The organism is Luteibaculum oceani (assembly GCF_007995015.1).
In the GTDB taxonomy this organism is placed as follows: domain Bacteria; phylum Bacteroidota; class Bacteroidia; order Flavobacteriales_D; family Luteibaculaceae; genus Luteibaculum; species Luteibaculum oceani.
Genome location: NZ_VORB01000004.1, coordinates 132518 through 159236, shown reverse-complemented (window position 1 = coordinate 159236; position 26719 = coordinate 132518). Strand labels below are relative to the sequence as shown.

Genomic DNA, 26719 nt, shown 5'->3' with positions numbered 1-26719 from the left:
ATGTATTCATATAGGAAGGGGAGGACTTATTGTTCTCCCTTTTTGTTTTCCTCGGTTTCCTCCTGTGCCTTCTCTTGCGGAATAATCAGTGGAATTTGTGGCGATACAATGGGGTCGTTAAATTTAATCACTCTGTTTCCTCGAGCCTTAACTACTTTTTTACTCTCGGGTCTAACTTCTCCATGCCAGGTAAAGTTTTTTAGTACCAGTTTTTCATCCAAAATTTTGGTTGGAGGATGCAGGGTAGATTTGGGACTGGTAATAAAGTTTATTTCGGTTATTTCGCTGTCTTGCATGCGAATATCCATATCCGAACAAATAGCTTGATTTACACCTGCTAAAATGTTTATGGCTTTACCTAAGGAATCTACCCCTTCTTCTAGAGCATGATAAATGGATTCCCCATTACCCCGAATTTCTACCTTATAGATGTCTCCATCTTTAAAAAAGGCCGTTAAATTCTTCCCTTTTATCTGATTAAAAATTTCTCCATCTACCTGCTCACCTATAAAAGCATTTTTGGGAATGAATAGACGATCTATTACTTCTTCTTTTACGAATAGGGAGATTTTGTCCCCGGTTATTTGGTTTTTATCCGACCATAAAATGGGGCTATCAATCATATCCAGACGCTGAAATCTTTCGTCGAATATAATAGTGTCACATTTCCCTTGTACATCGCTTTTGTGAAAGAGTACATTGTGAAAGGCAAATACCTGTTTATTGCTATCGTTAACCTGCTTGGTATAAACCGTATCGCTGGAAACTAAAAGTGTATCCTTCCCCATAAAATGATAGAGTAAGGGACGCGAGGGAATTATAGAAGAATCTCCCTCGTTATAGGAAAATGCCCTTTCTCCCGTAACCATAAAATTATTTATGGTATCGGTAATAACAATGTTGCCAAAAGCCTTTCCTAATCCTGTATTTCGGTCGTAATAAAGCGAGTCTCCCTCTAACTTTTGTTCTGGACTCGATATTATGGCTCTATTGTAAAAACTACTCTTATTGGTTTCGGTGTTGTACCATCCCGCATTGCAGTATATAGTATTACTGTCGGAGGTGATGGTGGTGGGACCGTAAAAGTAGCTCTGCTTAATCTCCGTAGAGTACTTCATGGTATCGGTTTCCATAACATACTCTGGGTTTTTTAGAACTACGTTCTTACGGAAAATTGCGATTTTATCCTCTGAGTAATATGTGGCTTGGGTACTGGATAATGTATCCGGACTTCCCTTGGAAAAAAGCCTTCCCCCGGTGTAATATGAGCCCTTATTTTGCTCTCTGTAAAAGTATAAATGCTTACACTCCAAATAGGTAGTGGGGTCTTCTAATTTAACATTACCGATTACCTCGGCAATTTTGGTTTCCCCACTATAATTTATCCTATTTCCAGTTAAGAAAAGGGTATCGGCTTGGTTAAGCCTTACATTAGAAAATGCCTTAATACTATTGGTTCGTTGGTAAAAGTAGGCCGAGTCACAGGTTAATATAACCTCGTTGTGCTTAAGCTTTACTTCCCCAATAAGCTTTTGGGCAGCGCTATCTTTTCCCTTTCCGTATTTAGCCTTTTTCGCATATATTATTTGGATGTACCTCTTGGTACTATCCAATGACGTACTGTCTACCTTTTGCCCAAAAATTTTCCCGAAACTCAGGCTAAGCAATAAGAGAAGTACGACATGGCGAAACATGACTACTAAACGCTTTGAAGAAGGTTTTCGCGTATAAGAGTTTGCTTTCTATTTGGACCTACCGATATGTACACAATTGGACACTCGATTTCTTTTTCCAAGTAAGAAATGTAGTCTTTAAGTTCTTGTGGAAGCGTATCGTAATTGTCGGCCTCTTCTAAAGATGTTTCCCACCCTTTAAAAGACTTATAAACCGGTTTAACCTTGTCCTCATTAATATCGTAGGGTAACAAGTCGGTTCTTCCTTCTTCTGTGTCGTATGCTACACAAACCTTAATTTCATCAAAGGTGTCCAGTACATCGGCTTTTGTCATGCAAAGCTGGGTAACCCCGTTTAACTGAATGGCATATTTAAGAGCTGGTAAATCCAACCATCCACATCTTCTAGGTCTTCCAGTAGTGGCGCCAAATTCGTGACCGTTTGCTCTTAATTTCTCCCCGGTTTCATCAAATAACTCAGTTGGAAACGGGCCTGAACCTACACGAGTACAGTACGCTTTAAAAATTCCGATAACTTCTCCGATTCTATTAGGAGCAACTCCTAAACCAGTACATGCACCGGCACAGGTAGTGTTAGAAGAGGTTACAAAAGGGTAGGTTCCAAAATCGATATCTAGCAAAGATCCTTGGGCTCCTTCGGCAAGTACTTTTTTATTTTCCTTAATAGCTTTGTTTACCTCGTGTACACTATCAATTGTTTTAACCTGCTTTAATACTTCTATAGCATCAAAGAAATCAGGTTCCAAAGAACTTAGGTCGTAATCGAAGTCGTAGAAACTTAAAATTCTCTTGTGCTTGTCAACCAGATTGTTGTACAACTCCTTAAAGTTGGCACTGAAAATATCTCCAACGCGCAAACCGTTTCTACCGGTTTTATCCATGTAGGTTGGTCCTATACCTTTAAGGGTGGAACCAATTTTAGTTTTACCCTTATCTGCTTCACTGGCTGCATCGAGCAAGCGGTGGGTAGGTAGAATTAGGTGCGCTTTTTTAGAAACAAGAAGTGTTTCAGAGCAATCTAGATCGAATTTTTTAAGATCGTTTAATTCTTTTCTAAAAATTACCGGATCTATAACCACACCATTTCCAATGATGTTTAACGCATTCGGGCGGAAAATTCCAGACGGAATGGTATGTAAAACGTGTTTTATGTTGTTGAATTCCAGGGTGTGACCAGCATTTGGACCACCTTGAAACCTTGCAATAATGTCGTATTTTGGGGTGAGAACGTCTACGATTTTACCCTTTCCTTCGTCTCCCCACTGAAGACCCAATAGTACATCTACCTTAGTCATAATCTTTCCAAATATTTTGGGCTTGGAACAAAGGTGCAAAAATAGCAAAAGCAATCGGTTCTGAGTGCTATTCTACCTCAATCCTTTCAATTGTACTTATACCCTTTAAACTTTTAAGCTCTTTTACCAGGTTATCGAGGTGGTCGGTATCGGTTACATACACAATGATTTTACCTTCAAAAATACCATCATGACTTTCAAATGAAATTGTTTTCATGTTGATATTCATTTGTTTAGAGATGGTTTGGGTAATGCTATGTACCAGACCAATATCATCAATACCCGTAAATCGAACCCCTGCTAAAAACTCCACAACGTTGTCAGAATTCCACTTAGCTTTTATAATTCTGTAGGCATAGTGGGCCATCAACTGAACGGCGTTGGGGCAGTTTTCACGGTGGATTTTAATACCATCGTTTATGGTAATAAAACCAAATACCTGATCACCGGGGATAGGGTTACAACACGGAGCCAGTTTATATTCAAATGCTCCAGATTGATCACCAATTAGTATAACCTGATCCTTATTTTTTGGGCTGGTTAATAAGGTAGGTGGCGTTTCTGATTTCTTTCTATTGCTTGGTGCTTTAGGAAGTTTTAGGTTCCCTTTAACTACTTCTAACTCTTTTATACGAGATAGATTGATTTTATCCTTTGCAATTTTGTAATAGAAATCTAAGCCGGTTTCTTGTTCATAGAAGTTTTGTAGGGTTTGAACGTTGTCGGAATTAAATTCAATTTTTAGATGATTAAGCTTACGCTGCAAACGCTCTTTTCCATCTTCGGCAATTCTCTTTTTCTCTTCCTTTAGCTCGTGTTTGATTTTTGATTTCGCTCGAGCAGTGCTTACATATTTAAGCCAATCTTCTTTCGGCTTTTGTTTGTCGGAAGTAATGATTTCTATTTGGTCACCACTTTTTAACCCGTAGCTAAGGGGAACCAGTTTGTGATTCACCTTTGCACCTATACAACGCGCTCCTATTTCGGAGTGAATTTCAAAAGCGAAATCCAGTGCAGTAGCTCCTTTTGGAAGTGTTTTAAGGTCGCCGTTAGGTGTGAATATGAAAATTTCATCGGCAAAAAGATTCATTTTAAACTCATCGATAAAATCGAGAGCTTCGTTACCGGGGTTTTCAATAAGGTCCCTAATTTTTGTAAGCCACAGGTCTAAATTACTTTCTCCCTTTGCCGTTTCCTTGTATTTCCAGTGCGCAGCGTAACCTTTTTCGGCAATTTCATCCATGCGCTCTGTTCTAATTTGCACCTCCACCCACTTACCAGTAGGAGACATTACCGTGGTGTGTAAAGATTCGTATCCATTTCCCTTGGGTGTTGAAATCCAGTCTCTTAAGCGGTCGGGGTTTGGTTGGTAAAAATCTGTAACAATGGAATAAGCTCTCCAGCAATCGGCCTTTTCCGCATTTGGGGCTGAATCTAAAATAATCCGAATGGCAAAGATGTCGTAGATCTCCTCAAAAGGAATATTCTTGTTCTTTATTTTATTGAAAATACTCGAGATGCTTTTGGTTCTACCCTTTATAGAATAGGGTACTCCAAGTTTATCCAACTCTCTTTTTATAGGCAGGGTAAAGCGATTAATAAATCTATTTCTAACCGCCTTAGTTTTTTCCAGCTTGGTGGTTATTTCATTATAGATTTCTGGTTCGGTGTATTTAAGTGCTAAATCCTCTAGTTCGCTTTTAATAGCGTAGAGTCCAAGTCTGTGGGCCAGAGGGGCATAGAGGTAAAGTGTTTCGTTTGCAATTTTTAGTTGCTTGTCTTTACGCATACTTTCTAGCGTACGCATGTTGTGCAAACGATCGGCAAGTTTTATGAGAATTACCCTAACATCATCAGATAGGGTAAGTAGCATTTTTCTAAAATTCTCCGCCTGTATGGATGAGGTTTGGTCGAAGACTCCACTGATTTTAGTAAGACCGTCGATTATTTGGCGGCATTTGGGGCCAAACCAGTTTTCAATATCATCTAGGGTAATTTCGGTGTCTTCAACCGTGTCATGCAGCAGAGCACATATAATACCTGTAGTGCCCAAACCAATTTCTTCTGCCGTAATTCGAGCAACAGCAATGGGGTGATAAATGTATGGTTCCCCCGATTTTCTACGCATGTCTTTATGCGCATCAAGGGCAATGTCAAAGGCTCGTCTAATTTCCCGAGTATCCTCTTTTGATCTCACCCTTTTACAGGCTCTTAATAGGCCTCTGTACGCATTTTTTATCTCTGTCCGCTCCTGTTCTAGCTGTAGCTCAGTCATACTTACCTCGTCTGAAATGTTTTCGAAAATACTTATACCAATTTACCATTCTCCAATAGCTGAGCAATGGCATATTTATCGCTTTCTAAAGAAAGCTGCTTTTCGCATTGATTTATATCCTCCCAAAAGATTTCTTCCAAATCTTCGGAGGGATTAGAATTTGGTTTCTCGTCTAACTTACATAAGTAGTATGATAAAACGATTTGGGTGTTGGGAAGGAACTTGCTTTTTAAAAAGTTTGGGGTAACATAAAAGGGGTGTGGTTCGGGATTAATTGTGATATCCAACTCCTCCTTTATTTCTCTTATTATGCATTCCCTGGGGCCTTCAAGAGGTTCCATACCACCTCCGGGTAATTTTATGATTTCCATTCCCGCTATCCATTCTTTGCAAAGCAAAACTTTGTTTTGAAACAGAATTACCCCGTACGATCTTAGACTTAAATTCATAAAATCAAAAAACCGCCCTGGAATTTCCTAGGGCGGTTTCAATTTAAATTATTTCAACTTAGTCTGCAGGAAGTAATTTACTTCTTACCTCACCGAAACCTATTTTAACACCGTCTTTTTCGGCAAACCCTTTCATGGTTACCGTATCGTTGTCTTGAATGAATTTACGCTCGCTACCATCATCTAACTTAATAGGTTGGGTCCCTCTCCAAGACAATTCTAACATAGAACCATAAGAGCTTTTGTCTGGACCAGAAATAGTTCCAGAAGCCATCATATCCCCACATCTAATATTACAACCATTTACAGTGTGGTGAGCGAGTTGCTGCGCCATGTTCCAATACATGTACTTATAGTTAGAGCTACATACTTTATTGTCATTACCACCATCGGGTTGGATATACACTTCTAGATTAATATCGTAGTGGTGATTTCCTTTGTACTCTAAGTAAGGAAGAACCTGTGGATCTTGCTTTGGTCCCGGTATTTTAAATGGCTCTAGTGCATCTAAAGTAACAATCCAAGGGCTTATAGACGACGCGAAGTTTTTAGCAAGGAATGGTCCCAATGGAACGTATTCCCACTTTTGAATATCACGTGCCGACCAATCGTTAAACAACACCATTCCAAAAATAAAGTCCTCGGCTTCGTCTGTAGAAATTGTGCTACCCAGTGGTTTGCCATCGAAGGTTACGAATGCCATTTCCAGCTCAAAATCTAAGAGACGAGATGGTCCAAAAACTGGTGGTTCATCCTCGTTAGGTTTAGTTTGCCCTTTCGGTCTTTTAACTGGTGTACCCGAAACAACAATAGAGCTCGATCTTCCGTGGTATCCAACCGGAATGTGCAACCAGTTTGGAAGTAAAGCGTTATTAGGGTCTCTAAACATCGTACCCACGTTGGTAGCGTGGTCGCGCGATGAATAAAAATCTGTATAATCGCCAACCTCTACAGGCATGAGCATTTCCACATCCTTCTGATCGAAAAATACCTGGTTAATGTGAATTTCTTGAGATTGAAGCTCGTCGTTACTTACTTCCAGTAAATCGGAGATGTGATTTCTAAGCTCTCTTACTGCGGTCTTACCATAGCTCATTAGGTTATTTAGAGAAGGCGCTAAATATGCATCCAACTCAAAAGGTTGATTTTTTAAGTAACCTAAAATTGCAAGAGAATATAAATCGAGGATTTTATCCCCAATAGCAACACCAACTCTCGGCTCGAAAAAATTGGTTTTAAATACACCAAAGGGTAGATTTTGAATTGGAAAATCAGAGTTTTCTGGAATTTCCACCCAAGATTTTCTTTTCGGGTCGTTTGCTCTAATCATAATGTAATCTTCTATTTAAAAAGAGGGAAAGAACTCATTAGTTCATTTACCTCAGTTCTTATTTTATTTAGCTCGTTGTTATCGTCTTTTGCTAAGATAGCTCCATCAATCCAGTTGGCTATTTGGTCCATGTGGTTTTCTGTTAAACCACGAGTGGTTACAGCGGCGGTGCCCAGCCTTAATCCAGACGTTACAAATGGAGATTGCGTATCAAATGGTACCATGTTTTTGTTTACCGTAATGTCCACCTCTCCTAAAACGGCTTCAGCTTCTTTACCCGTTACATTTTTATTTCTAAGGTCGATAAGCATTAAATGGTTGTCTGTTCCCTTGGAAATAATCTCGTAACCTTTTGCAACCATCGCTTTAGCTAAAGCTTGGGCATTGGAAATAACCTGTTGGGTATACGCTTTATATTCAGGTTGTAATGCCTCTCCAAAAGCCACTGCTTTCGCTGCAATTACGTGCTCTAATGGCCCGCCTTGCGTTCCTGGAAAAACCGCCGAGTCTAGCAATGCAGACATTTTCTTGATGGTTCCTTTTGGGGTGGTTAATCCAAATGGGTTATCGAAGTTTTTTCCCATCATAATAATTCCACCTCTTGGTCCTCTTAAGGTTTTATGGGTGGTACTGGTTATGATGTGGCAATATTCTAGTGGATCGTTGAGGTGTTTGTTGGCAATTAATCCAGCTGGATGCGAAATATCTGCCAATAAAATTGCCCCAATTTCATCTGCAGTTTCTCTTAACGTTTTGTAATCCCAGTCTCTTGAATAAGCGCTAGCTCCACAAATAATCATTTTGGGTTTTACCTTTCTGGCAGTATCAACGATTTTATTAAAATCGATAAGTCCAGATTCCTTTTCTACCCCGTAAAAATGAGGCTTGTATAGTTTTCCACTAAAGTTAACGGTAGATCCATGGGTAAGATGACCACCGTGGGAAAGGTCAAAACCAAGAATGTTATCTCCGGGATTTAAACAAGCAAGCATAACAGCTGCATTGGCTTGTGCTCCAGAGTGCGGCTGAACATTCGCCCAAGTAGCTCCAAAAAGTTCCTTTAAACGATCTATGGCCAGGTTTTCTACCTCGTCTACAACTTCACATCCTCCATAATATCTTTTGGCGGGAAGTCCTTCGGCATATTTATTGGTAAGTACAGATCCCATGGCATCCATTACCTGTTGGGAAACGAAGTTTTCAGAGGCGATTAATTCCACCCCTTTTAGTTGACGTTCTTTCTCCTTTGCAATTAGAGAAAAGATGGTGCTATCTGCTTGCATATTTTCAAATAATGCCCCGAATTTACGGCTTGTTCCGTATTCGCCAATAAATTCTGTGGATTTTGATTTAAGGTTTATAAAATGACTCAACGTCAATCGTACAACGGCTGCTTATTCTTTTGGTTTTTGTGCCCTTAGCATTTCTCTTTTTCCTGGTGGCCCGGGAAGTCTTTCTACTTTCCAGCCTGCAGCCTCTAACCCTCTTCTTATTACTCCTTTGGCTGCGTAGGTAACAAGGTTGGCCCCCGGTTTTGCTAGGTTGAATGTTTTGGCATACAATTTTTCTTGCCACATTTCCTCTTGGGCTCTAAATCCAAAAGCATCGTAATAAATGAGGTTGAATTGTTGGGGAGTCTCGTATTTAAAGAAGTCTACTTCTAACTTAGAAATTGCGAAATGCTCAGTTATTTCAACCGATTGGTCCCAGGCTGCGTTCATCATTTTTAGATAGATCGCTTTGTGCTGGTGGATGAATTCATCCTTTTCTGAGAGCTCCTGAATCAATGGTGTTGGAACGGGGTACAGTTCTAAACCGGTGTAGTTTATGTAACAAGAAGTTTGGTTGTTTAACAGACTAAGGAGAGCATTGTACCCCGTTCCATAGCCAATTTCTAAAATGTTTAGCTCACTTGGTTTTGCCTCCAATTTGTGCTTTAATCCCGAATGAATAAAAACATGCTCGCTTTCTTGTCGAGCTCCATGAAAGGAATGGTAGTGCTCGTCTATATCGGGTCGGTACAAGGTGTATGACCCATCGGCGGTTTTTTTTAATATCATTTTCGGCTAATTAGCCAATTAGCCAATAAGCTAATTAGCTTTGAATTCATTGTATTTTTTAGAAAGGTACCTCAACACTTCTTTCATCGCCTCGCTGGCTTTTTCAGTTTCTTGACTGATGTCTTTCCCCTGGAGTCTGAGTACCAAAATTCCATACATGGCATTAAGGCAGGCTTCGGTAAATAATAGGTTTTTTCTGCTGGCTTTTTTGCTTACAAATTCACCAACAGTCTCATTAGCACGCGCAACAATTTCAAGGTAATTAGCATCCTGCACTTCCTCTGAAAGTATTTTGTGCATACCCTCTAATTCCGACATTAAAACCAATGTTCTTCTTAAATGTCCGGTTTGCTCAATACCTTCTTGTTTCATTTCCTCAATTAAAACTTGATACATGTTCATATCGCGTCTTAACTGTGGATTCTCATTTACATCTTCATCCTCTTTAAAAAGATGCTTTTTAACCATGGCGAAATCCAGAGATAAGGCTCTCAGTAAATCCTCGGTTTGCCACAGGAATAATATGTGTTCAGCTAAATTGCTCTGAATTGAAGATTTTAAACTCATGCTTTTACTCCTCTGATTTCTCGGCGTTTAACACTTCAAGAACTTCGTCGGTTATATTGCGGTCTGGGTTTATGTATAAAACCTGCCCACCTTGTGTATAGCTATAAATGGTTTGGTAACCGTGTTCCGCAGCTTTATCTTTTAAAACATCCTCAACGCGTTTGTATAACTCCATTTGCATTTTAATACGCTCTTGGTCCAGCTCTTGAGCCAATTGCATACGCAGTTGGTTAATTTCCATTTCCATGGATTGAACTTCTGCTTGAGCCGCCTCAAGTTCGGCCCTAGTCATTATGTCTGCCTTACTCTGTAACTGTGCAAATCGGGTTTCTAACTTCTTAACTTTTATGTTCAGTTTCTCGGTTAGTTTCTGCTCCTTTTCAGCCAATTCTTTTGCTCTTTCGGCAATAAACTTGTAGTTGGCAGAAAGCGAATCGGAGTGGATGTAAGCGAAATTAAAGCCTTCGCCCTGTTGGCTTACGGGCTTTGCTTTTTTCTCCTTTTCACCAAAAACACCTACGCGATCTAATACGAGTAAACTTATGAGTACAAAGGAAATGATGTGCAGGGCACTGTTAACTTTTGGGTTCATTAATCCAGGTATTTATTTTTTTGTTTTTCCGTAACGGTATTGGTATTCGTAGGCGTAACCGTAGTTATATCCGTAATTGTATCCGTACTTGTACGCGTATTTTCCGTACAATGCCATTAACATAGGCGTTCTAATGGCGTTAAACACAATACCAGTATGTCCAGAGCCTACTTCCTCTACAAGGTCTTCCACCAATCCTAGGTTTCTTCGGGTAGCGTGCTTCCCGTTCATTACAACCATATTAATGTCAGCAATTTTCATTAACACCTTGGCATCGGTTACGGGTGCTACAGGTGGAGTATCCAAAATAACCACATCGTACAAGCCCTTCAGTTTTTCAATAAGGGCAATTGTTTCTTCCCTAATTACCAATTCCGAAGGGTTAGGTGGAAGCGGTCCAGACGTTAGAATGTGGAGGTTTTCGTTTATCTCTTGATATGATTCCTCATAGGACGAGTGTCCCGTTAAAACCATAGATAGTCCAGCGATATTTTTATCCAGCCCAAACTGCTTGTGTAAGTTCGGTTTGTGCAAATCGAAATCGACAATAACCACCCTTTTACCTGATAAACTGTGAAGATTTCCCAGCGAAGAGGATACGAAAGTTTTACCCTCAGAGGGGTACATGGAAGTAACTAGTAGCAGTTTTTGATCTCGATTACTAGAACTGGCCATAAACTGAATTCCGGTACGCAATTTCCTTAAGGCAAAAGCTTGATCGCTATTTAAGTATTCTGGGTCATTAAAATCCTTCATTTCAGTGAACTTAGGAATCCCCACAATAACATTCTTGTTAGTATTGTCTTTTAACTCTTGCACAGATTCTATTCTATCCAAGAAGAAAAAGCGAATGGCGCCGATGGCAATTACTATCCCCAGTCCAATCAGGAAGTTGTCCTGAATCATCTTTTTCCTATTCGGGCCTATAATTCCGTATGATCTTGCACTATCTAAAATCTCAAATTCTGGAGAAATGCTCGCCCCTTCAATGATTTTTGTGGCTCTTTGCTCGAGCAGGTAATTATAGAGTTTCTCGTTAACCGCAATTCTACGTTCAATATTTAAGATTTCTCGCTGGCTTTGAGGAAGTGCTTTAAGGTTGCCCTCATAGCGACGAATCATTCGCTGAATTTGGTTACGACTTTCTTTGAGTGCTTTCTCAGATTTGTTGATATATTCCAGTAATTCAGCTCTAATTTTCTGGAAAATCTGCTCGTTTTGCTTAACACGTGGATTCTCGGTTGTTGCACTAAGTAAATCGGTTTCACGTTGCTGGATTACCTCGTACAATTGAGATAATTTCTCCTGCAAGAATGCGTCTTGTTCTGGAATGTACACCGATGGAGGCATGAAGTTCTTTTCCGAAGCTTCGTCTAGGTAGTTTTTAAGCTGTTTCAGCTTATTTAATTCCATATCCAAGCGAAGAACCTCATCCTGGTATTCCACCAGTTTTTCGTTGTACCTGGATTGCTCGGCTGAAAGATTGATAATAGAATTACTATTCTTAACCCCCTCTACCTCGTATTCCGATTGGTTAATGGATTCGGTTACCGAGGCAATTTGACTTTCTATAAACTCCAGGCTTCGCTTGTTTTCCTCTCTTTTTTGACGTGTAGTAAACTTAGCGTAAACAACGGCTAGGGTATCTAGGAAATCAACTGCTCTATCCACGCTTTGGTCGCTAATGGATGGAGTGATGATGGTGGTTTTATTATCGATATCCACCTGAAGTTTTGAGCGAAACTGGTTGATTAAACGCTCTCTGGAGTTAATAACCACTTCGTATTTACTCGGCCAATTTTTAAACTCAGAAATAGATCGAGATCCATACGGTGTTATGCTAAAAATAAAGCGTTTAGATTGAATGTATTCATTGTAGGGAAATTGTTCAATAACTTCTTCTCTATCCCAGGTGTAAGAAATGTTTATGTTTTGTTCCCCAAATTCAATACCAATAGGTCTACCCACCATTTCAGGGAATATACTATCCACCTCAATTTTAAATGCCCGAGCATCTGGATACTGTATGGTTTTCCTAATCCTACCCACCAAATAATAGGTAACCTGAAAATCCAATCTGTCGATAACATCCCCGATTAAATCGTGAGACTTAAGAATTCTTTTTTGGTTTTCGCCATCGGTAAACCCCCTGTACATGGCGTACGGGTTTCCACCGTATTTACCTCCCAACATGTCGCTTTGGTCGCCTTTATATAAAAATTGCGATTGCGCCTTGTAAACATTGGGTATTCTATAAGCCTTATAGAATCCAAAAAAGGCCCCAGCTGCTGGGATAAGTAATAGGAATAATAAATTCTTTCTGAGCAGCTTTAAAACTAATCGTTGCTGCTGTGGTGGAATAATTTGGTACTTCACAAGGGGTTGTGTTTGCACGCGAAAATAAACAAATAGTTGGCTTGGTGGTTTTCTATTGCGCTAGCTACAAACGAGGCCTCTTTTCATTTAGTATATCCACCGTGAAAAACAAAAGTTCCCCATCAGAAAAACAACTGTTTTCCATTAGTTTTCCCTCATTTTCAAATAGTTAAAAACCCATTATTCGATTAATTTTGTCGCTTTATCGAGTATCTTTACCAGTAGTAGAAAAAATCAATGCAGTTTTGTCCTGTTTAATTTTGAATACATGAGAATAGTTCAACTTCTTGTTTTACTCCCCTTATTTTTTGTAATTCCCTCACAACTCGCTGCCAAAACTATACAGGCAAATGCAAGCGGTAACTGGAATGATGGATCAACTTGGAAAGGTGGAAAAGTTCCCACCAGTTCTGACGATGTAGAAATCAATGGATTTCAAGTAACCCTTAATGGTAACTACACCATCAAATCACTAAGCATAGACGATGATAACGTCCTAAATCCTTCAAGCCTCACCATAGCTTTTGGAAGCAGTATTACTTGTACCGGCTTGGTAGAGTTAAAAACCGATGAGGGAGCAGGTTCTTCCGGGACGGTCCTAAATGTATTTGGGACTTTAAATGCCAATGGAGGAATTAGTATAAACAACCAAAGTTCTCAAGTAGTTGGATTGATATTAGGATCTACCAATACTATCAATATTGGATCTAACAATTTCGGTGGAACTATAAACACTACCTCGTTTTCAGCTATAAACGTTAATACCCTTTTAGGAAATCCTGCAGACGTTAACATTGTCAACTTAAGAAATGGAGTCCTTGCCATTAACGGGGAATTTTCTCTTGGTGATGCAAGTGCACCACTTAATGCATTCTATAACAAACTTTACCTAGACGATTCTGGAATTTATGCTGGTTTACAAAAGCAAATTAGATATGCTGGTCAGAATGGTTTGGGGATTAGTCAGGGTGCGATTTCTGGTATAAGCGTTACGGAAAACTCTAACTATCAGTTTGTGTACACAGGAGATTTAGAGCAAGATTTTCTTGTAGACAATGTTTTATATACCCACGTAATTGTAGATAAAACAGGTGGTACACTAAATATTGAAAATAACCTGCCAAGTGCTAGTTTTTTAAACAGTATCACAGTGAAAGGTGGATCGTCGGTTACTTTTTATAAGTCTGATGCAAATTTTGATGCACTTGAAGAAGCTAACAGTTTTATTGTTGAGGCAAATGGTAGAATAATCATTACCGGCGAAGCTTTTGCTACCGCTTTACCCAGTAAGTCTGTATGTAATTTTGATCAGCAAGCAATTGTTGAGTACTCGGTTCCAAGCGCCGAAGCATCTGGAGAAATTTTTAAGGAAAGTTTCGATTACCCTCAGGTTGAATTAACTGGAATGGGAACCAAATTGTATTCAGCATCATCGCAAAATGTAAATGGAGCCGGAACAACGGTGAGAAATATTTCATTGATTGAAGGTACATGGAGCATTGCAGGTGGGAAATCACTAAAGCTTATTGATGAAGTTGGTAGTGGTGGAATTTCACTGGAGGCATCAACAACCCTCGACTTACTTGGAGATTTTCAAGATATACAAGCGCATTGGAATATTGATAGAGAGAACACTTTCAGATATGCAGGGGTAAGTCCTCAGGTGGTTTACGATCTTTATGATGAAAATGGAGATAAAATGCCGTACGGAATATTGGCTTTTGTTTCTCCGGGAGAGTCCGTAGTTCGTGTGGTAGAACCAAACAAAAATATCTGGATTGCAAATGAATTGCGTCTGGGTGATTTAACCACAACCCAGTTAGAGGATAATGCCCTTATTACTTTAAAGTCTGATATTAACTTCACGGCATTTGTAGCGCCGGTTGCTCCCACAGCAGAGATTATTTACGGGTCTAATGCTGCTTTCGAAGTAGAAAAATATCTTCCATTGCCATATGTTGCGTATAGAGATGTTTCTTCTCCAATTAAAAACACCAAATTGTCAAGTTGGCAAAATGCTGGTATACGACTAGTAGGATTTCCTGGTAGTGTTAACCCAAATGCAGTTAGGGTAAGTGCTACAAGATACGATGAAACGGTTCAGGGAAATTTAAATATTGGATTTTATAATGCGACGGATATTTCCAACCCAATTTTTGAGTTTGGCGCGGGGAATGTTATCGAGAAATCGGTTTTTAGAGTGTTGGATGGGAATAATGCCAATCTAGATTACTTTGTAACCCTTAAAGATAGGGGTGAGTTAAGAACGGGTGAACAAAATTTTAAAATTACCTATTCCATAACAGAAGGGGAGCAAACTCAATTTAAAAAGGCCAATGATGGCTGGAATCAATTGGGGAACCCCTATGCAGCGCCGTTAGATTGGGATTTGGTGGTAAATGACCCTGAAAATATAAGTTGGGTGCAAAGTAATGTTTTGGATCCCACTGTATATATTATAGCTCAGGTGGATAGATTTCAAAACGATCCAAATAACCCCGGTTATTATGGTTTTTACAATTCAGCTACCGGATTCAGCATTGTTCATGATGATATCATTCCATCTTACCAAGGTTTTTGGGTGAAAACTTACGAAAACAACAAGCAAAATGTGGAATTTACGCTAAAGGTTAAGGAGGAGCATAAAGCCACGCTACAGAATAGTAGATATTACAAATCCAACAAGAATAACCTGAGGGCGAAAAACGCAATTAATCCCGATGAGGATGCGGTGGCAATGACCATCATGCAAGAGGGTAAAGGAAGAGAAAAGGTTTGGTTCCACTACTGGCCTGGAGCAAAAGTTGGAGCAGATACCTTGTATGATGTTTCTAAGTTTGGACAGCCTTCGCCAAATGCTGTGGCTATAGATTTTGTGGAAAATGGTGACCCCATGAATGTATGGGTAAATGCCTTGCCCGAAAAGGCCTCGCGTTACGAAATGCCTATCTACGTGCAAGCACCAAGACCTGGGAATTACGCAGTTAGTTTTAGTAATCTACACGTTTTCACAGACAGATTCCCCTGTGCATATTTATTGGATGTGGTAACAGGTAAAACAATGGATTTAGCGGTGGATACACTATATGAGTTTACCGTAACTGATAGCTATGTTGGAAATAGATTTTTAATGTATTTCAATCAGAATATCGCATCAAAAATCTCTAAAGAAAATGCCGCGTGTTTTGCCGAAAAAGGGAAAATGATTTTTGATCTATCGGATATAGACGGCGAAATCGATTACAGTGTAAATAATGTACAGACTGGTCAGTTTATCGATCAAATTAAAGGGCAAAATCTTGGGGTTGTAACACGTGAATATCCTGCTGGGCAGTATCTAGTGAGAAATAATAAAGGGCTATTAACTTGTTACAGTAACACCCTAAGAATAGATATCAACCAACCCCTTCAAGTATCTGCCGATTTTACGGCAGATAATTTTAATGTGGAAGTGGGAAGTCCAGTTTCATTTACAAACCAAAGTAGTAATGGCCTTACCTATGTTTGGAATTTTGATGATGGACAAATTAGTACCGAGAAGAACCCGGTACATATATTCGAAACCCCGGGTACTTTCTTGGTTTCACTGTTAACGAGGGGAAATAATCCAGAATGTGCTGATGAGGTGAGTAAAGAAGTTACGGTTGCTTTTACCACAGGTATAGCTGAGTTTAATAATACCAAATTGAGTTTTAGTTCTACCAATGGGCTGCTTCAAGTGAATGGGTTTCAAGATATGGGCCCTTGTGCCATAACCATATACAATTTAACTGGGCAGCAGTTGTATAGAGATGATAATTATACTGGAAAGTCTATTCAGTTGAATAAAAATCAGGTGATCATTGTCAAAGTGCAAAGCGATAAAGGGCTTTGGACCTATAAATTAGCTTTGTAGTTAAGGTGTAGTTCCCACCAAAGGAAACCTCCCGTTTTGCGGGAGGTTTTTTTGTTTTAATACCATGGTAAATAGGGTTGTAAGAGCTTGTTGCTTAGTTGGTTAATGTGTTTTCTAGCCTTTCCCTCCTCCTTTAAACCGGGAGGTCTAACTAATTTTATCGAATTAGGAGCCTATATAACCAATTCATCCGATAAGCAATTCTGGCAGTCGAAAATATAGGGTTAACCGTGGGATTGATGGTTATTTTTAGTGTAAAGACCACAGCTCATGAAGTTTTTTCTGTCACTACTATCACTTCTTACAGCCAACCTTCTCTTTGCTGGAATTATTACCTCAAGTACCAACGGAAACTGGAGTAGTACCAGTTCCTGGGTTGGAGGTGTTGTCCCGGGAGTAAACGATACGGTTACCATAGAGAGTGGTCACAGTATTACTTTGGACGGCAGCTATACAATAGCTCGATTGGTACTTAACAATATGGCCGATATTGCGAGTGCTACCGATGCTGAACTGAATATTTCTTCGGGAAATACGCTCACAGTCACTGGAAATGTTACACTCAATACCACAATAAGTGGTGCGAGTACTGGGTCCACTTCTATAAATATAGAAGGAACGTTGTCGGTAGGAGGTAATTTAACTTTAAGTTCAACGCTTTTAACCATAGCGGGTACTAATGCGGTAACCATTGGTTCTGGAACTAATGCTGGAACAATGAATGTAACGGGGGATATTTCCCTGTCCAATGCGTTGCTAAGTGCATTGGGTGTATCCAACCAAATTACCCTTGGAAATGGTACCATGGATGTTGATGGTTCTATTTCTATGAGTGCAGGTGCGATAAGTTTGAGTACCACAAATTTTATTGAATCGAACGACGATGGATCATTCGATTCTAAATCCAAAACTTTTAAGTACGGTGGAAACAGTATAGATTGTAATGATGAAGGAAGCATAACGGTGGTAGATGCAAATAGCAATACCTCTTACGAGTTTTGGTGGGATGGAACCTCGGCGCAAACCATAGAAACGGATAACATTACTTACAATCATCTGTATGTAAAAAATACCTCTGCAGATGTGGATATTGAGACTTCGCTGACCAACACCATTGTGGAAGGAAAACTATACATAGACAATGGCGCAAAGCTGCATTTGGATGCGGCGGGTAAAAATTTAGATGCCCTTTCGGGTTCTTCCGATAAAATCAATATTCTTTCCGGAGGCACCCTAAAACTGTCTCCAAGTGCCTATGCCGATGGAGTTCCACCTAATGGTGTATTAACTTCTAATGCCGCAGGATACATAGAATTTTATCATCCAACGCAAGGCCTATCAGAAGATATCATTCAAGAAGCGGTGGATTATCCGATTGTTAAGTTATCAGGACCTGGAACCAAAAGCCTAGGTTCCTCTAGCTTAGATATTGATGATACATCTCCAAGAGTAGGTAGGATTTGGCTGGCTGAAGGTGTGTTCAGCGTAGATTCCGGTAAGGAGATTAGTCTCAATAGTTCCTATGGAACCAAAGTAATACAGTTAGATTCCGCTACCACCATGCGGATAGACGGAAACTTTACTACCCTTGATACTTATTGGAGTGTGGATAGAGATAATACCGTAAACTATTACGGAAATGCAACCCAAACCTTGTATGAGTTAACCTCAGACGGTAGCACCTGGGAGCCCTATGGAATTTTAAAGCTCGAAAGAACTTCTGGTTCATCAATAAACAGAGATTTACCCGCTTCCGATACCATTCATGTTGCAAACAGACTAGAAATAGGTACTGAGATAGAGTTGGTGCTCAATCAAAGTAGCTATGTTAAAATGCTTTCTAATGTAACTTTCACGGCATATATCGATGAGATTGCTTCTACGGGTGCGATAACCTATAGCGGTAGTCCCCGTGGACGATTCGGAATACAAAAATATTTGCCTTTGCCTTATGTCGCATACAGAGATTTAAGTTCTCCTATCCAAGGTACTACACTAGCGTCATGGAAAAATAAAGGCTTAAATATGTATGGTTTCTCGGGGTCAAATGTCCCGGGGGCCGTAAGAAACTCGGTGCATCATTATGATGAAACTGTTTTAGATGAGTTAAATGTTGGTTTTACGGATGCTACGAGCATAAATGATGCAGTAGCGTCATTCGATGGAAGTGAATTTGATAGGTCAGTTTGGAGAGTACTTTACGGTAATAATTCAGATACCACCTTCGCTATTACCCTAGAGGATACGGGGAGAATTTACACTGGGGATCAAACATTTAAATTGAAATTCAACTATTCTAACTACGATGCCAATAGTAGAACAGATCACGATGGATGGAACCACGTTGGGAACCCTTATGCAGCACCTATAAACTGGAACGATATATACAACGATGCTGCCAATGCCACCCTAAAAACCAATGGGTACATTACCAGCACTGCCTACATTCTTGGTCAGGTAGATAGATATTGGCAAGATCCAGGTAGTCCGGGTTATTATGGTTTTTATAATGCAGCAACTGAGACCAGTTACATTCATGATAGCATTATCCCTGCATACCAGGGCTTTTGGGTAAAGGCTTACCACTCTTCTAGCAGTAGCGAAACCTACACCCTAACGATCAAGGAGTCGCATAAATATCGTCAAGATAGTTCTGCGTACTACAAATCTTCAAATAGGAAAAAAGCGAGAGATATTAGCGAAGTGGGTCTAAAAGTGAGATTGGAATCTGGGAATAGGAAAGATTTCTTATGGTTAATGGATTTTCCAAAGGCCAAACCCGAGAAGGATATCAATTTCGATGTGCCTCGTTTTGGAGCGATTGGCTCCAGAAGCTTTGCGGTTGATGTATTAGAAGATACAACTTGGTTAAACCTTTGGGTAAATGCATTGGATATTAATACAACGGAGGAAATTGAGATGCCTCTTGGGATTAAAAGTAATAGTGCGGGGGAGCATCATTTAACTTTTGAAAACATGGCTGCTCTAACCAAAAACCATTGCCTAACCTTAAAAAGAAAAAGTACGGGCGAAGTGTTTTTTATAAGCGAAGGTAAACGCATTCCAGTGGATTTGACCGATGGAATTTCAACCGACTATGTATTAGTTTTTGGAGGAGATTACGCTACTGAATTTGAGGTGAAAGATCCAGTCTGTGCAGGTGATCAAGGATTGGTTTCCATCAACACCAACGAAATGTTCTACTCTTCTAACTGGCAATTAAGTAAGGCAGGAATGGTGATGGATAAATTTGCCGTATTGCAAGATGAGGTGAATCTACAATTGACTGCAGGCAACTATAAACTGACCAATTTAAGTGGGAATTTAGCTTGTGGTATTAAATCGCTGGACTTTGAGGTGGTTGATGGGGCAGAAGTGGATGCTCGTTTTTTCTGGAATGCTGGAGATACAGTAGCCCAAGGGCAGGTAATTACGTTGGCACCGAGAGATAGAGGGAATGAGTATTATATATGGAAAGTAGATGGGAAAACATCTTTTGTAAAAGATCTATTAGTGAGTTTCGAAAATACAGGAGCTAAACCACTGCAATTGGAGACCAATAGGGAGAACTGTGTAAAAACCGAGCGAGATACCATTTACGTAGTTAAGAGCACCACATCATTATCGGACCATGCTAATTTACAAGGCTTGGAGATAAAGAATGGTAAAATACAGCTGTTGGATATGGCGAAGCAAGTTCAAATTTTTACATTTGAGGGCAAATTAATTGAAACCTTACCCCATACCTCAGCCATAAACCTAATACAAGGACCCCACATTTATTGTATTGATGAAAAATGCCTTAAGATTATGTTTACTCCTAATAACCCTTAGTGTTGGAGTGCCAATTTTTGCTCAACCTGTTGCTGCCTGTGGAGTGTGTGGTTCTTCATGTTATTGTTGTACTTCGGACTGTTCATCTTGTACCATAACCAACGCTCCCGCTAATTGTAGTGCTGAAGAATATGCATTTTGTGCATCAGATCCATCTGACGCTCAGACCCAATGCTATTCATTTATACCCGTTGGTAACGTATTGTTGTATGTTTTTATGTCTTTAATTGGTATGTTCATGTTTATAACCAAAATAAGGTTTGTTGAGGGTAACTAAGTTTATTTTCTCGCTGATTTTGTTTTTTATCGGCTACCAAACTCTCATGTATCTATCAGGAAACGAGATACATATCTTTTTTAGAGAGCTTGTTGCCGAACAAAGTGTAGGCTTGCTTAAATTTTTAGGATTTGATGCCCTGTTAGGTTGTGTGGGGGGCGTTACAAGCGGAATAAATTTGGGTCGTTCCGGTATTTTAGTTGTTGCTGAAGGTTGCGATGGTGTAGATCTATTGGCGCTCTTTGCTGCTTTTGCCATAGCTTTTCCGGGACCCTGGAAACACAAATTCTGGTATGTGCCTCTCGGCTTATTGCTAGTGCACGCGTTTAATATTCTCCGAGTAGCCGCGTTAACCATTCTTGCCGATTACAACATAGAGGTCATGAAATGGAACCACAAATACACCTTCATTATTTTGGTTTACAGTTTTGTTTTTGTTCTTTGGTTCTATTGGATTAAAAAATTCGCTGTACCCCATGCCAAACGGAAGATGGCTTAACGTAACCCTCTGTATTCTACTTTTCATAGTTTTTGGCTACCTCAGGCATATTCTTATTCTCCATGCCAATGTGGTGTTGGGTCAATCAACTTTCGAATTCCCACGGGAGCGCATCACAGGAGTAATTCAGGTTTTCCAAGCAGCTGGGGACAGTCTAATCTACATCGAAAAGGGCTTTCAAATCTTTTTTCTCCTTATTTCAGCTTTTATTTCATGGGTGTTGCTCGATGCCCTCAAAATTGGAGTCAACAAACAAAAAACTTTTCTAATCATCTTTTTTGCTCTTGCGTTAACCTGTGCCGTTCTATCCCTAGTGTTAAACCATTTAAATTTATCTCAATACGCCGGTCTTCTATCCACTTTCTTTGTAAAGTTCCAGGGCCCATTGCCGGTAATTGTTTTTTATCTATTGCATAGAGGGGCTGTAGTATAATTTGCTTAAAAAAGTGCCTTACTAATGTTTAGTACGGTTCTGGTAGAACCGCTGCCGCGTCGCAGCAATAAGAACCAATGCGTACTTTTTGCCACAGCTCATTAATTTTCAACAAGTCTTAATTCAAGATAGTAAGTGGTTTTTTAGACTTGCCATGAGGCGTGAACAGTACAATACAAAGAAATTGCGTTCCTGCTCAATTGGGTTTAACGGCTGCGTTTAGATCAAGGTTCCCTTCCTTTGCTGGATTATGCCGATAAACATTATAATAACTTTTAAAACTGCTTACTCGGTCTTTCCATGAATTATATACAACGAGACGGTTGCAAAAAACGGGATGCATTAATCGCTCTTCCTTGGTCATATGCCGGTAAAACCTAAATTCCTTGCCCGCGTTTATGATTTGGTAATAAAAAATTGGAGAGGAGTATACCACAGGGGCTTCACCAAAATTTATTTCAATGTTACTTTCATCTCTTAACGACCACGTTTCAATTAGGGCAACATTTTTTACGGTGAAAATACCTATGCTCACAAGCATATGCATGACTATTCCTGCCATAAAGACCATCTGAATAAATTGTATGCGAAATCTTTTTTTAGTGGAGCCATACTTTTTTAAAAAACGGTCGATACTAAATATAATTAACCATAGCATCAAAGGGTATACCATTCCGGAGTAGGGGGCTCTTTCTTCCACCAGGACAAAAAATAAGAGAATGGAGGAAAGAATACTTAATAGCAAAGGGTTCCGCAAATTATTACTCGAATTACTCCATTGTAAAATCTCCTCTTTTCTTCTTGTTGTTGAGCAAACCCATATTAGGATGTTAATGATAAAAAGTCCCACCAGAGGCACATTATACATTTGTCTGAAAAGACTGTTCCAACTTAAAGTAGACCCAATGTGACCTTTAACAATGGGGTGCTGCATCCGCGATATATAATTTTCCATTCCCACATATCCGAAAACCCAAATTAGACAAGGAGTTATAATAATGCCTAGCGGAAATAATATGGCTTTAATTCCTTGCTTATGGTAGAGATAATAAAAAGCATAAATAATGAATGGAAATAAGAAAATTACTCTGGGTGTGGTTACAAATGCCATACCAATGGATAAAGATCCAGCAGTCTGGATAATTGTTGTTCTGGAATTTTTGTTGGGTGCTCTGGTAAGGGCAAATGCTCCAACCAAAACCAAGAATTCTGCAACAAAATCCATTCTTCCCGAATGCAACAGATTACCAAAAACATTTTCTATTAGAACTAATGCTATTAAAACCAGCGCCAGGATTTGATTTATTTTCATTTGCCGAGCGAAGCGATAAATGATATGAATCAAGCCAAATCCACAGAGAAGATTAAGCGTTCTAAACTCCCAAATTCCGGTTCCGATTAATTGGCTTATCCACCCCTGTAAAATAAAATAAACTGGACCGTAAAAGGTTACCTCAAAACCGTATAAATTGGGTGCGGCCTGCAGTAAAAATTTTCCTTCCTGTAACCAAGCGAGTGTTATATCTTGGAAAAACACCTGATCATACATGGGAGTAGGGAATCTGTTAAGAGTATACAGATGCCAAATGCCCAAAGCAGAAATCAATAGGTAAAGGAAGTTTTTCATTGAGCGTAAAGATAGCAGTCGGTTTCACAAGGTCCTTGGTACAACATTATGTTACCTTTTCCAGGAACTTCAATATCTGTTTTACTGCCCACAAACTCTATCGAGATCACTCAATTTTCGATCTCGTAAACGAATTCATGAATACAAGAGATTATTCTTTTTTGCTCTGCAATCGAAAGGTCCGGATATATAGGTAAACGCAACAACTGCCGCTCAAAATCTATTCCGGGGCTGTTGTTAAAGGCGATTATTTCTTTTTGTTGAAGGGCTTCTATGTGCAAATAAGAGTAGTGCGGAGCAGATTGTACACCTGCTTGCTTTAGTTTTTTTATTGCTTTATTTCTAAGCTTTTCCGTTGGCAGTATAATGTAAAAAATATGGGCACTGTGCATATTTTTGGAGGGGATACTGGGTAAGCCGATTAGCGACTTAGGCAGGCCCCTTAATTCTTGATAATATCGGTTCCAGACTTCGTGCCGCTTTTTCTGGATTTCTTGGAAATGCTCCAAATTGGCCAGTAGAAGCGCAGCATTTAGCTCCGAGGGTAAGAAGGACGATCCTATTCTTTTCCAACTATATCTATTAACCTCTCCACGTTGATAGGCGGCTCTATTGGTGCCCATCTGCCAAATTTCATCGGCCTTTTCACACAGTTCTGGCTTGTTAACTACTATTAGTCCTCCCTCGCCACAGGAAATGTTTTTGGTTTGGTGAAAAGAAAAGCAAGCTATATCTCCAAAACTACCCAGCCACTGGTCTTCATATTGTGCACCTAAGGCATGTGCAGCATCTTCTACCACCGCAATACCATGTTTTTTCGCTGTGCTCAAAATCGAACTTAAATTATCTGCAAAGCCAGCGTAGTGCAACAAAATAACAGCTTTGGTTTTTGGCGTTATTGCTGCTTTAAATTCTGCTATGTCCATATTGGGTTTACATGCCGAACTAGAAATATAAACCACCTTTGCACCTCTTAATAAAAAAGCATTTGCGGCACTCGGAAAGTTGTAGCTCGGAATAATAACTTCATCCCCAGCCTTTATTTCCAATAAAAGGGCCGACATCTCAAGGGCATCGGTACAAGAGCTGGTAAGCCAGCAGTTTTTAAAGCCAAAATTTTCCTTAAACCAATTATGACACTTTTGAGTGTAAAATCCGTTTCCTCCAGTATGTCCAGACCCTAAAACCCTGCTAACATATTTCAAGCCATTTTTGGGGGTATAGCTTTTTGTTAGTGGTATAGGTGAATATTTACTGAGGCCTATTTCTTCCAAAAGTGTTGAACGTTTATTTGATTTTTAATGCTGAAACCACACTTTTTATATAGTGCAATCGATTTAGTATTGCAAGTTTGGGTGTTCACTTCCAATGACGTGCATCCTTGAATTTCTCCCCAAATTTCTGCAAATCTAATAAGCGTGGTACCAATTTCCTGGCCTTGGAATTTCGGATGGACGGCAATTATGCTAATACTTGTTGTGTTAGCTGTTTTTTTAAGGGAAAGCACACCCACTAATTTCTCCTTATAAATTAACTGATATACGGTATCGCCCATTTTTCCACTGAAAGACTCATTTAACCAATGGGTGTATAGGCGCTTAAAATTTAAATCGCCAATTTCTTGGTCCAGTTTAAAACGACTGCGGTGTCCAGCTAAAAAGTAAAGTTCCTGAAGTGATCTTTTTAAATTATAATCTTGCGTACTAGGTTTTCGTGTACTTAAACAAAAATCTTTATGTAAGATAGGTAAGGAGGGGTGATGTATTTCCTTTTGGAAAGTGACTTTACCCCCTTGGTAGCTTTCAGTATAACCAAATGGAGGACTAATATGAGGGTGGGTATTATAAATTAATTGAAACTCTTTGGTAGATTTACCATTGCCAATGTTGACAGGTAGATTTGAATAATCAACCATTCCAACCGGAAAACCAAAAAAAACACTATCCCAAGCTAATGCTTTTACCTCCATTGCTGCCAAAAAATAGAAGCGCCCAATTTAAAACGCTTTGCTAAAGTATATGTTGATGTTTTTGTCTCGGTATAATCCACATATATAGCTGTTTTTTTTCTGGTGGACTTTGCTATTCGTAAAGGGAAAAAATCAGGTTTTGTCATTTTCAAAACTTCCGAAATCACCTCGTTAGAATAAATACCAAAATTGGCTATTTCAGGATTATGGATATATCCAAACCCTCTCATTAATCTATAAAAAAGGGCTGAGCTTATCGCTTTTTTACGGTTGGAAGCAAGTCGCTTTCTTTGGGCTAAGACAATTTCAAATCCTTCCAAGGCCTTTTTAAGTAAGCGGGAAATATCTTCTGGGTGTTCTTGTAAATCACAATCCATTACTACCACCCAATCCCCCTTGGCTAGTTTTAAACCTTTTAAAATAGAAGGGTGCTGACCTATATTTTCTTCATTGGGATGGATTTGCAGTTCGGGAATATTTAATGCCAAATCACTTGCCAATTCTAAAGTTCCATCCTCACTGCAATCCTCAATAAAAATCAGTTCGTAATCAACCCATAACCCCCTAAGCGCCTTTTCCAAACGGAAAACCAATTCTTTCAGGTATGGCTTTGCTTTAAATACAGGTATTACTACTGAGATATGCATATGTTTTAGTTTGAAATCATCGGGGATCTTGAAATTACAGTTTCAGTCAAGTGAGATTAATTAATGAAAAGATGAGGGATAATTTGCGTTGAATTGCAGATTTCCGATTTTCCCTTCATCCCTTCATCCCTTCATCCCTTCATCCCTTTCGCCACAAAAAATGGATTCAACAAGTTTTCTTTGTTGTATCGTAATTCTTGGCCTTCTGGATTTTTAACGGAGTAATTTAAAGCACTCAAAACAGCATGAGCAGCAGCAGTATCCCATTCCATGGTAGGGGCAAATCGGGGATATAACTGCGCTTTTCCTTCAGCGAGTAGCATAAACTTTAGGGAGGAGCCCATTGAAAGCACCTTGGCATTGGGGTATTTTGCCAAAACTTCCTCTGTTTCTGGAGATTTGTGTGAACGAGAGGCTACGATGTTTTTAATTTCTTCATACGGATTCGAGTTCAATTTAGTCTCAACCTCTCCTTCTAGCATAGATGCGCCACCATCGGTAGTGAAATACATTTTATCCAACACCGGTGCGTAAACCACTCCGTGAATCGGCTTTTGATTTTCGATTAAGGCAATGTTTACCGTAAACTCACCATTCTTTTTTATAAACTCTTTTGTTCCATCCAAAGGATCTACCATCCAAAATTTATTCCATGCACTTCGCTCTGAATACGGAATATCACGACCCTCCTCACTTAAAACGGGAAGATTTGTTTCTTTTAAATGTTGAATAATAATATTGTGCGCGGCCTGATCTGCGATGGTTAATGGAGAGTTATCTTCCTTTGCTTCTATAGAAAAGTCACCAGTTTCATAGATTTCTATGATTTCTTTACCTGCTGCCTTTGCGGCCTTTTTAGCAATTTCTATTAGTTGAATGTTTGTCATGATTTTATAGTGG

Annotated in this window: 19 protein-coding genes; 4 read left to right on the top strand and 15 right to left on the bottom strand. The window is 39.4% G+C overall.

From position 1 onward, the window contains the following. Nucleotides 1-26 precede the first annotated feature (26 nt). The 10 genes from FRX97_RS05405 to FRX97_RS05360 all read right to left on the bottom strand — a co-directional run bounded on the left by FRX97_RS05405 (nucleotide 27) and on the right by FRX97_RS05360 (nucleotide 12638). Nucleotides 27-1694 carry an OstA-like protein gene (locus FRX97_RS05405; protein WP_147014171.1) on the bottom strand — a complete coding sequence of 556 codons (1668 nt, stop codon included), beginning with the start codon at nucleotides 1692-1694 and terminating at the stop codon, nucleotides 27-29. 5 nt (nucleotides 1695-1699) lie between these two features. After that, nucleotides 1700-2989, bottom strand: coding sequence for an adenylosuccinate synthase (locus tag FRX97_RS05400; RefSeq protein ID WP_147014170.1), 1290 nt, complete (start codon nucleotides 2987-2989; stop codon nucleotides 1700-1702). Nucleotides 2990-3056: 67 nt separating this feature from the next. Next, nucleotides 3057-5264 carry a RelA/SpoT family protein gene (locus FRX97_RS05395; RefSeq protein WP_147014169.1) on the bottom strand — a complete coding sequence of 736 codons (2208 nt, stop codon included), beginning with the start codon at nucleotides 5262-5264 and terminating at the stop codon, nucleotides 3057-3059. Nucleotides 5265-5296: 32 nt separating this feature from the next. Continuing rightward, nucleotides 5297-5713: an NUDIX domain-containing protein gene (locus FRX97_RS05390; RefSeq protein ID WP_147014168.1), complete on the bottom strand. Its 417-nt coding sequence runs from the start codon at nucleotides 5711-5713 to the stop codon at nucleotides 5297-5299. A gap of 58 nt (nucleotides 5714-5771) precedes the next feature. Further along, nucleotides 5772-7043 (bottom strand): fumarylacetoacetase, encoded by a 1272-nt coding sequence (gene fahA / locus FRX97_RS05385; protein ID WP_147014167.1) that lies wholly within the window; start codon nucleotides 7041-7043, stop codon nucleotides 5772-5774. Between the two features lie 11 nt (nucleotides 7044-7054). Next, nucleotides 7055-8326 (bottom strand): serine hydroxymethyltransferase, encoded by a 1272-nt coding sequence (locus FRX97_RS05380; RefSeq protein WP_147014166.1) that lies wholly within the window; start codon nucleotides 8324-8326, stop codon nucleotides 7055-7057. A gap of 111 nt (nucleotides 8327-8437) precedes the next feature. After that, nucleotides 8438-9103: a tRNA (5-methylaminomethyl-2-thiouridine)(34)-methyltransferase MnmD gene (mnmD, locus tag FRX97_RS05375; RefSeq protein ID WP_170227034.1), complete on the bottom strand. Its 666-nt coding sequence runs from the start codon at nucleotides 9101-9103 to the stop codon at nucleotides 8438-8440. Between the two features lie 30 nt (nucleotides 9104-9133). Continuing rightward, nucleotides 9134-9670, bottom strand: a complete 537-nt coding sequence (locus FRX97_RS05370) for a DUF4924 family protein (protein ID WP_147014165.1) — start codon at nucleotides 9668-9670, stop codon at nucleotides 9134-9136. A gap of 4 nt (nucleotides 9671-9674) precedes the next feature. Then, entirely contained in the window at nucleotides 9675-10262 is a 588-nt protein-coding gene (locus FRX97_RS05365) for an OmpH family outer membrane protein (RefSeq protein WP_147014164.1), read from the bottom strand. A gap of 12 nt (nucleotides 10263-10274) precedes the next feature. Beyond that, nucleotides 10275-12638 (bottom strand): GumC family protein, encoded by a 2364-nt coding sequence (locus FRX97_RS05360; RefSeq protein ID WP_170227033.1) that lies wholly within the window; start codon nucleotides 12636-12638, stop codon nucleotides 10275-10277. A 268-nt stretch (nucleotides 12639-12906) separates the two neighbouring features. Between FRX97_RS05360 and FRX97_RS05355 the strand changes: the two genes are divergently transcribed. The 4 genes from FRX97_RS05355 to FRX97_RS05335 all read left to right on the top strand — a co-directional run bounded on the left by FRX97_RS05355 (nucleotide 12907) and on the right by FRX97_RS05335 (nucleotide 21576). Further along, a complete protein-coding gene (locus FRX97_RS05355; RefSeq protein WP_147014162.1) occupies nucleotides 12907-16533 on the top strand; it encodes a PKD domain-containing protein in 3627 nt (1208 codons plus the stop codon). Nucleotides 16534-16803: 270 nt separating this feature from the next. Further along, nucleotides 16804-20367 carry an autotransporter outer membrane beta-barrel domain-containing protein gene (locus FRX97_RS05350; RefSeq protein ID WP_147014161.1) on the top strand — a complete coding sequence of 1188 codons (3564 nt, stop codon included), beginning with the start codon at nucleotides 16804-16806 and terminating at the stop codon, nucleotides 20365-20367. A 260-nt stretch (nucleotides 20368-20627) separates the two neighbouring features. Further along, entirely contained in the window at nucleotides 20628-21143 is a 516-nt protein-coding gene (locus FRX97_RS05340) for an archaeosortase/exosortase family protein (RefSeq protein ID WP_147014159.1), read from the top strand. Next, nucleotides 21121-21576 (top strand): hypothetical protein, encoded by a 456-nt coding sequence (locus FRX97_RS05335; RefSeq protein WP_147014158.1) that lies wholly within the window; start codon nucleotides 21121-21123, stop codon nucleotides 21574-21576. Before FRX97_RS05340 ends, FRX97_RS05335 begins: the two co-directional genes overlap by 23 nt. A 196-nt stretch (nucleotides 21577-21772) precedes the next feature. Here FRX97_RS05335 and FRX97_RS05330 read toward each other — a convergent pair whose 3' ends face one another. The 5 genes from FRX97_RS05330 to cysQ form a co-directional block, all read right to left on the bottom strand. Beyond that, nucleotides 21773-23203, bottom strand: coding sequence for an ArnT family glycosyltransferase (locus FRX97_RS05330; protein WP_147014157.1), 1431 nt, complete (start codon nucleotides 23201-23203; stop codon nucleotides 21773-21775). A 110-nt stretch (nucleotides 23204-23313) separates the two neighbouring features. After that, entirely contained in the window at nucleotides 23314-24477 is a 1164-nt protein-coding gene (rffA, locus tag FRX97_RS05325; protein ID WP_147014156.1) for a dTDP-4-amino-4,6-dideoxygalactose transaminase, read from the bottom strand. Further along, nucleotides 24465-25172, bottom strand: a complete 708-nt coding sequence (locus FRX97_RS05320) for a GNAT family N-acetyltransferase (RefSeq protein ID WP_147014155.1) — start codon at nucleotides 25170-25172, stop codon at nucleotides 24465-24467. Before FRX97_RS05320 ends, rffA begins: the two co-directional genes overlap by 13 nt. Further along, nucleotides 25163-25819, bottom strand: a complete 657-nt coding sequence (locus tag FRX97_RS05315) for a glycosyltransferase (RefSeq protein ID WP_147014154.1) — start codon at nucleotides 25817-25819, stop codon at nucleotides 25163-25165. Before FRX97_RS05315 ends, FRX97_RS05320 begins: the two co-directional genes overlap by 10 nt. A 131-nt stretch (nucleotides 25820-25950) precedes the next feature. Continuing rightward, nucleotides 25951-26706 carry a 3'(2'),5'-bisphosphate nucleotidase CysQ gene (gene cysQ, locus FRX97_RS05310; RefSeq protein WP_147014153.1) on the bottom strand — a complete coding sequence of 252 codons (756 nt, stop codon included), beginning with the start codon at nucleotides 26704-26706 and terminating at the stop codon, nucleotides 25951-25953. Nucleotides 26707-26719 lie beyond the last annotated feature (13 nt).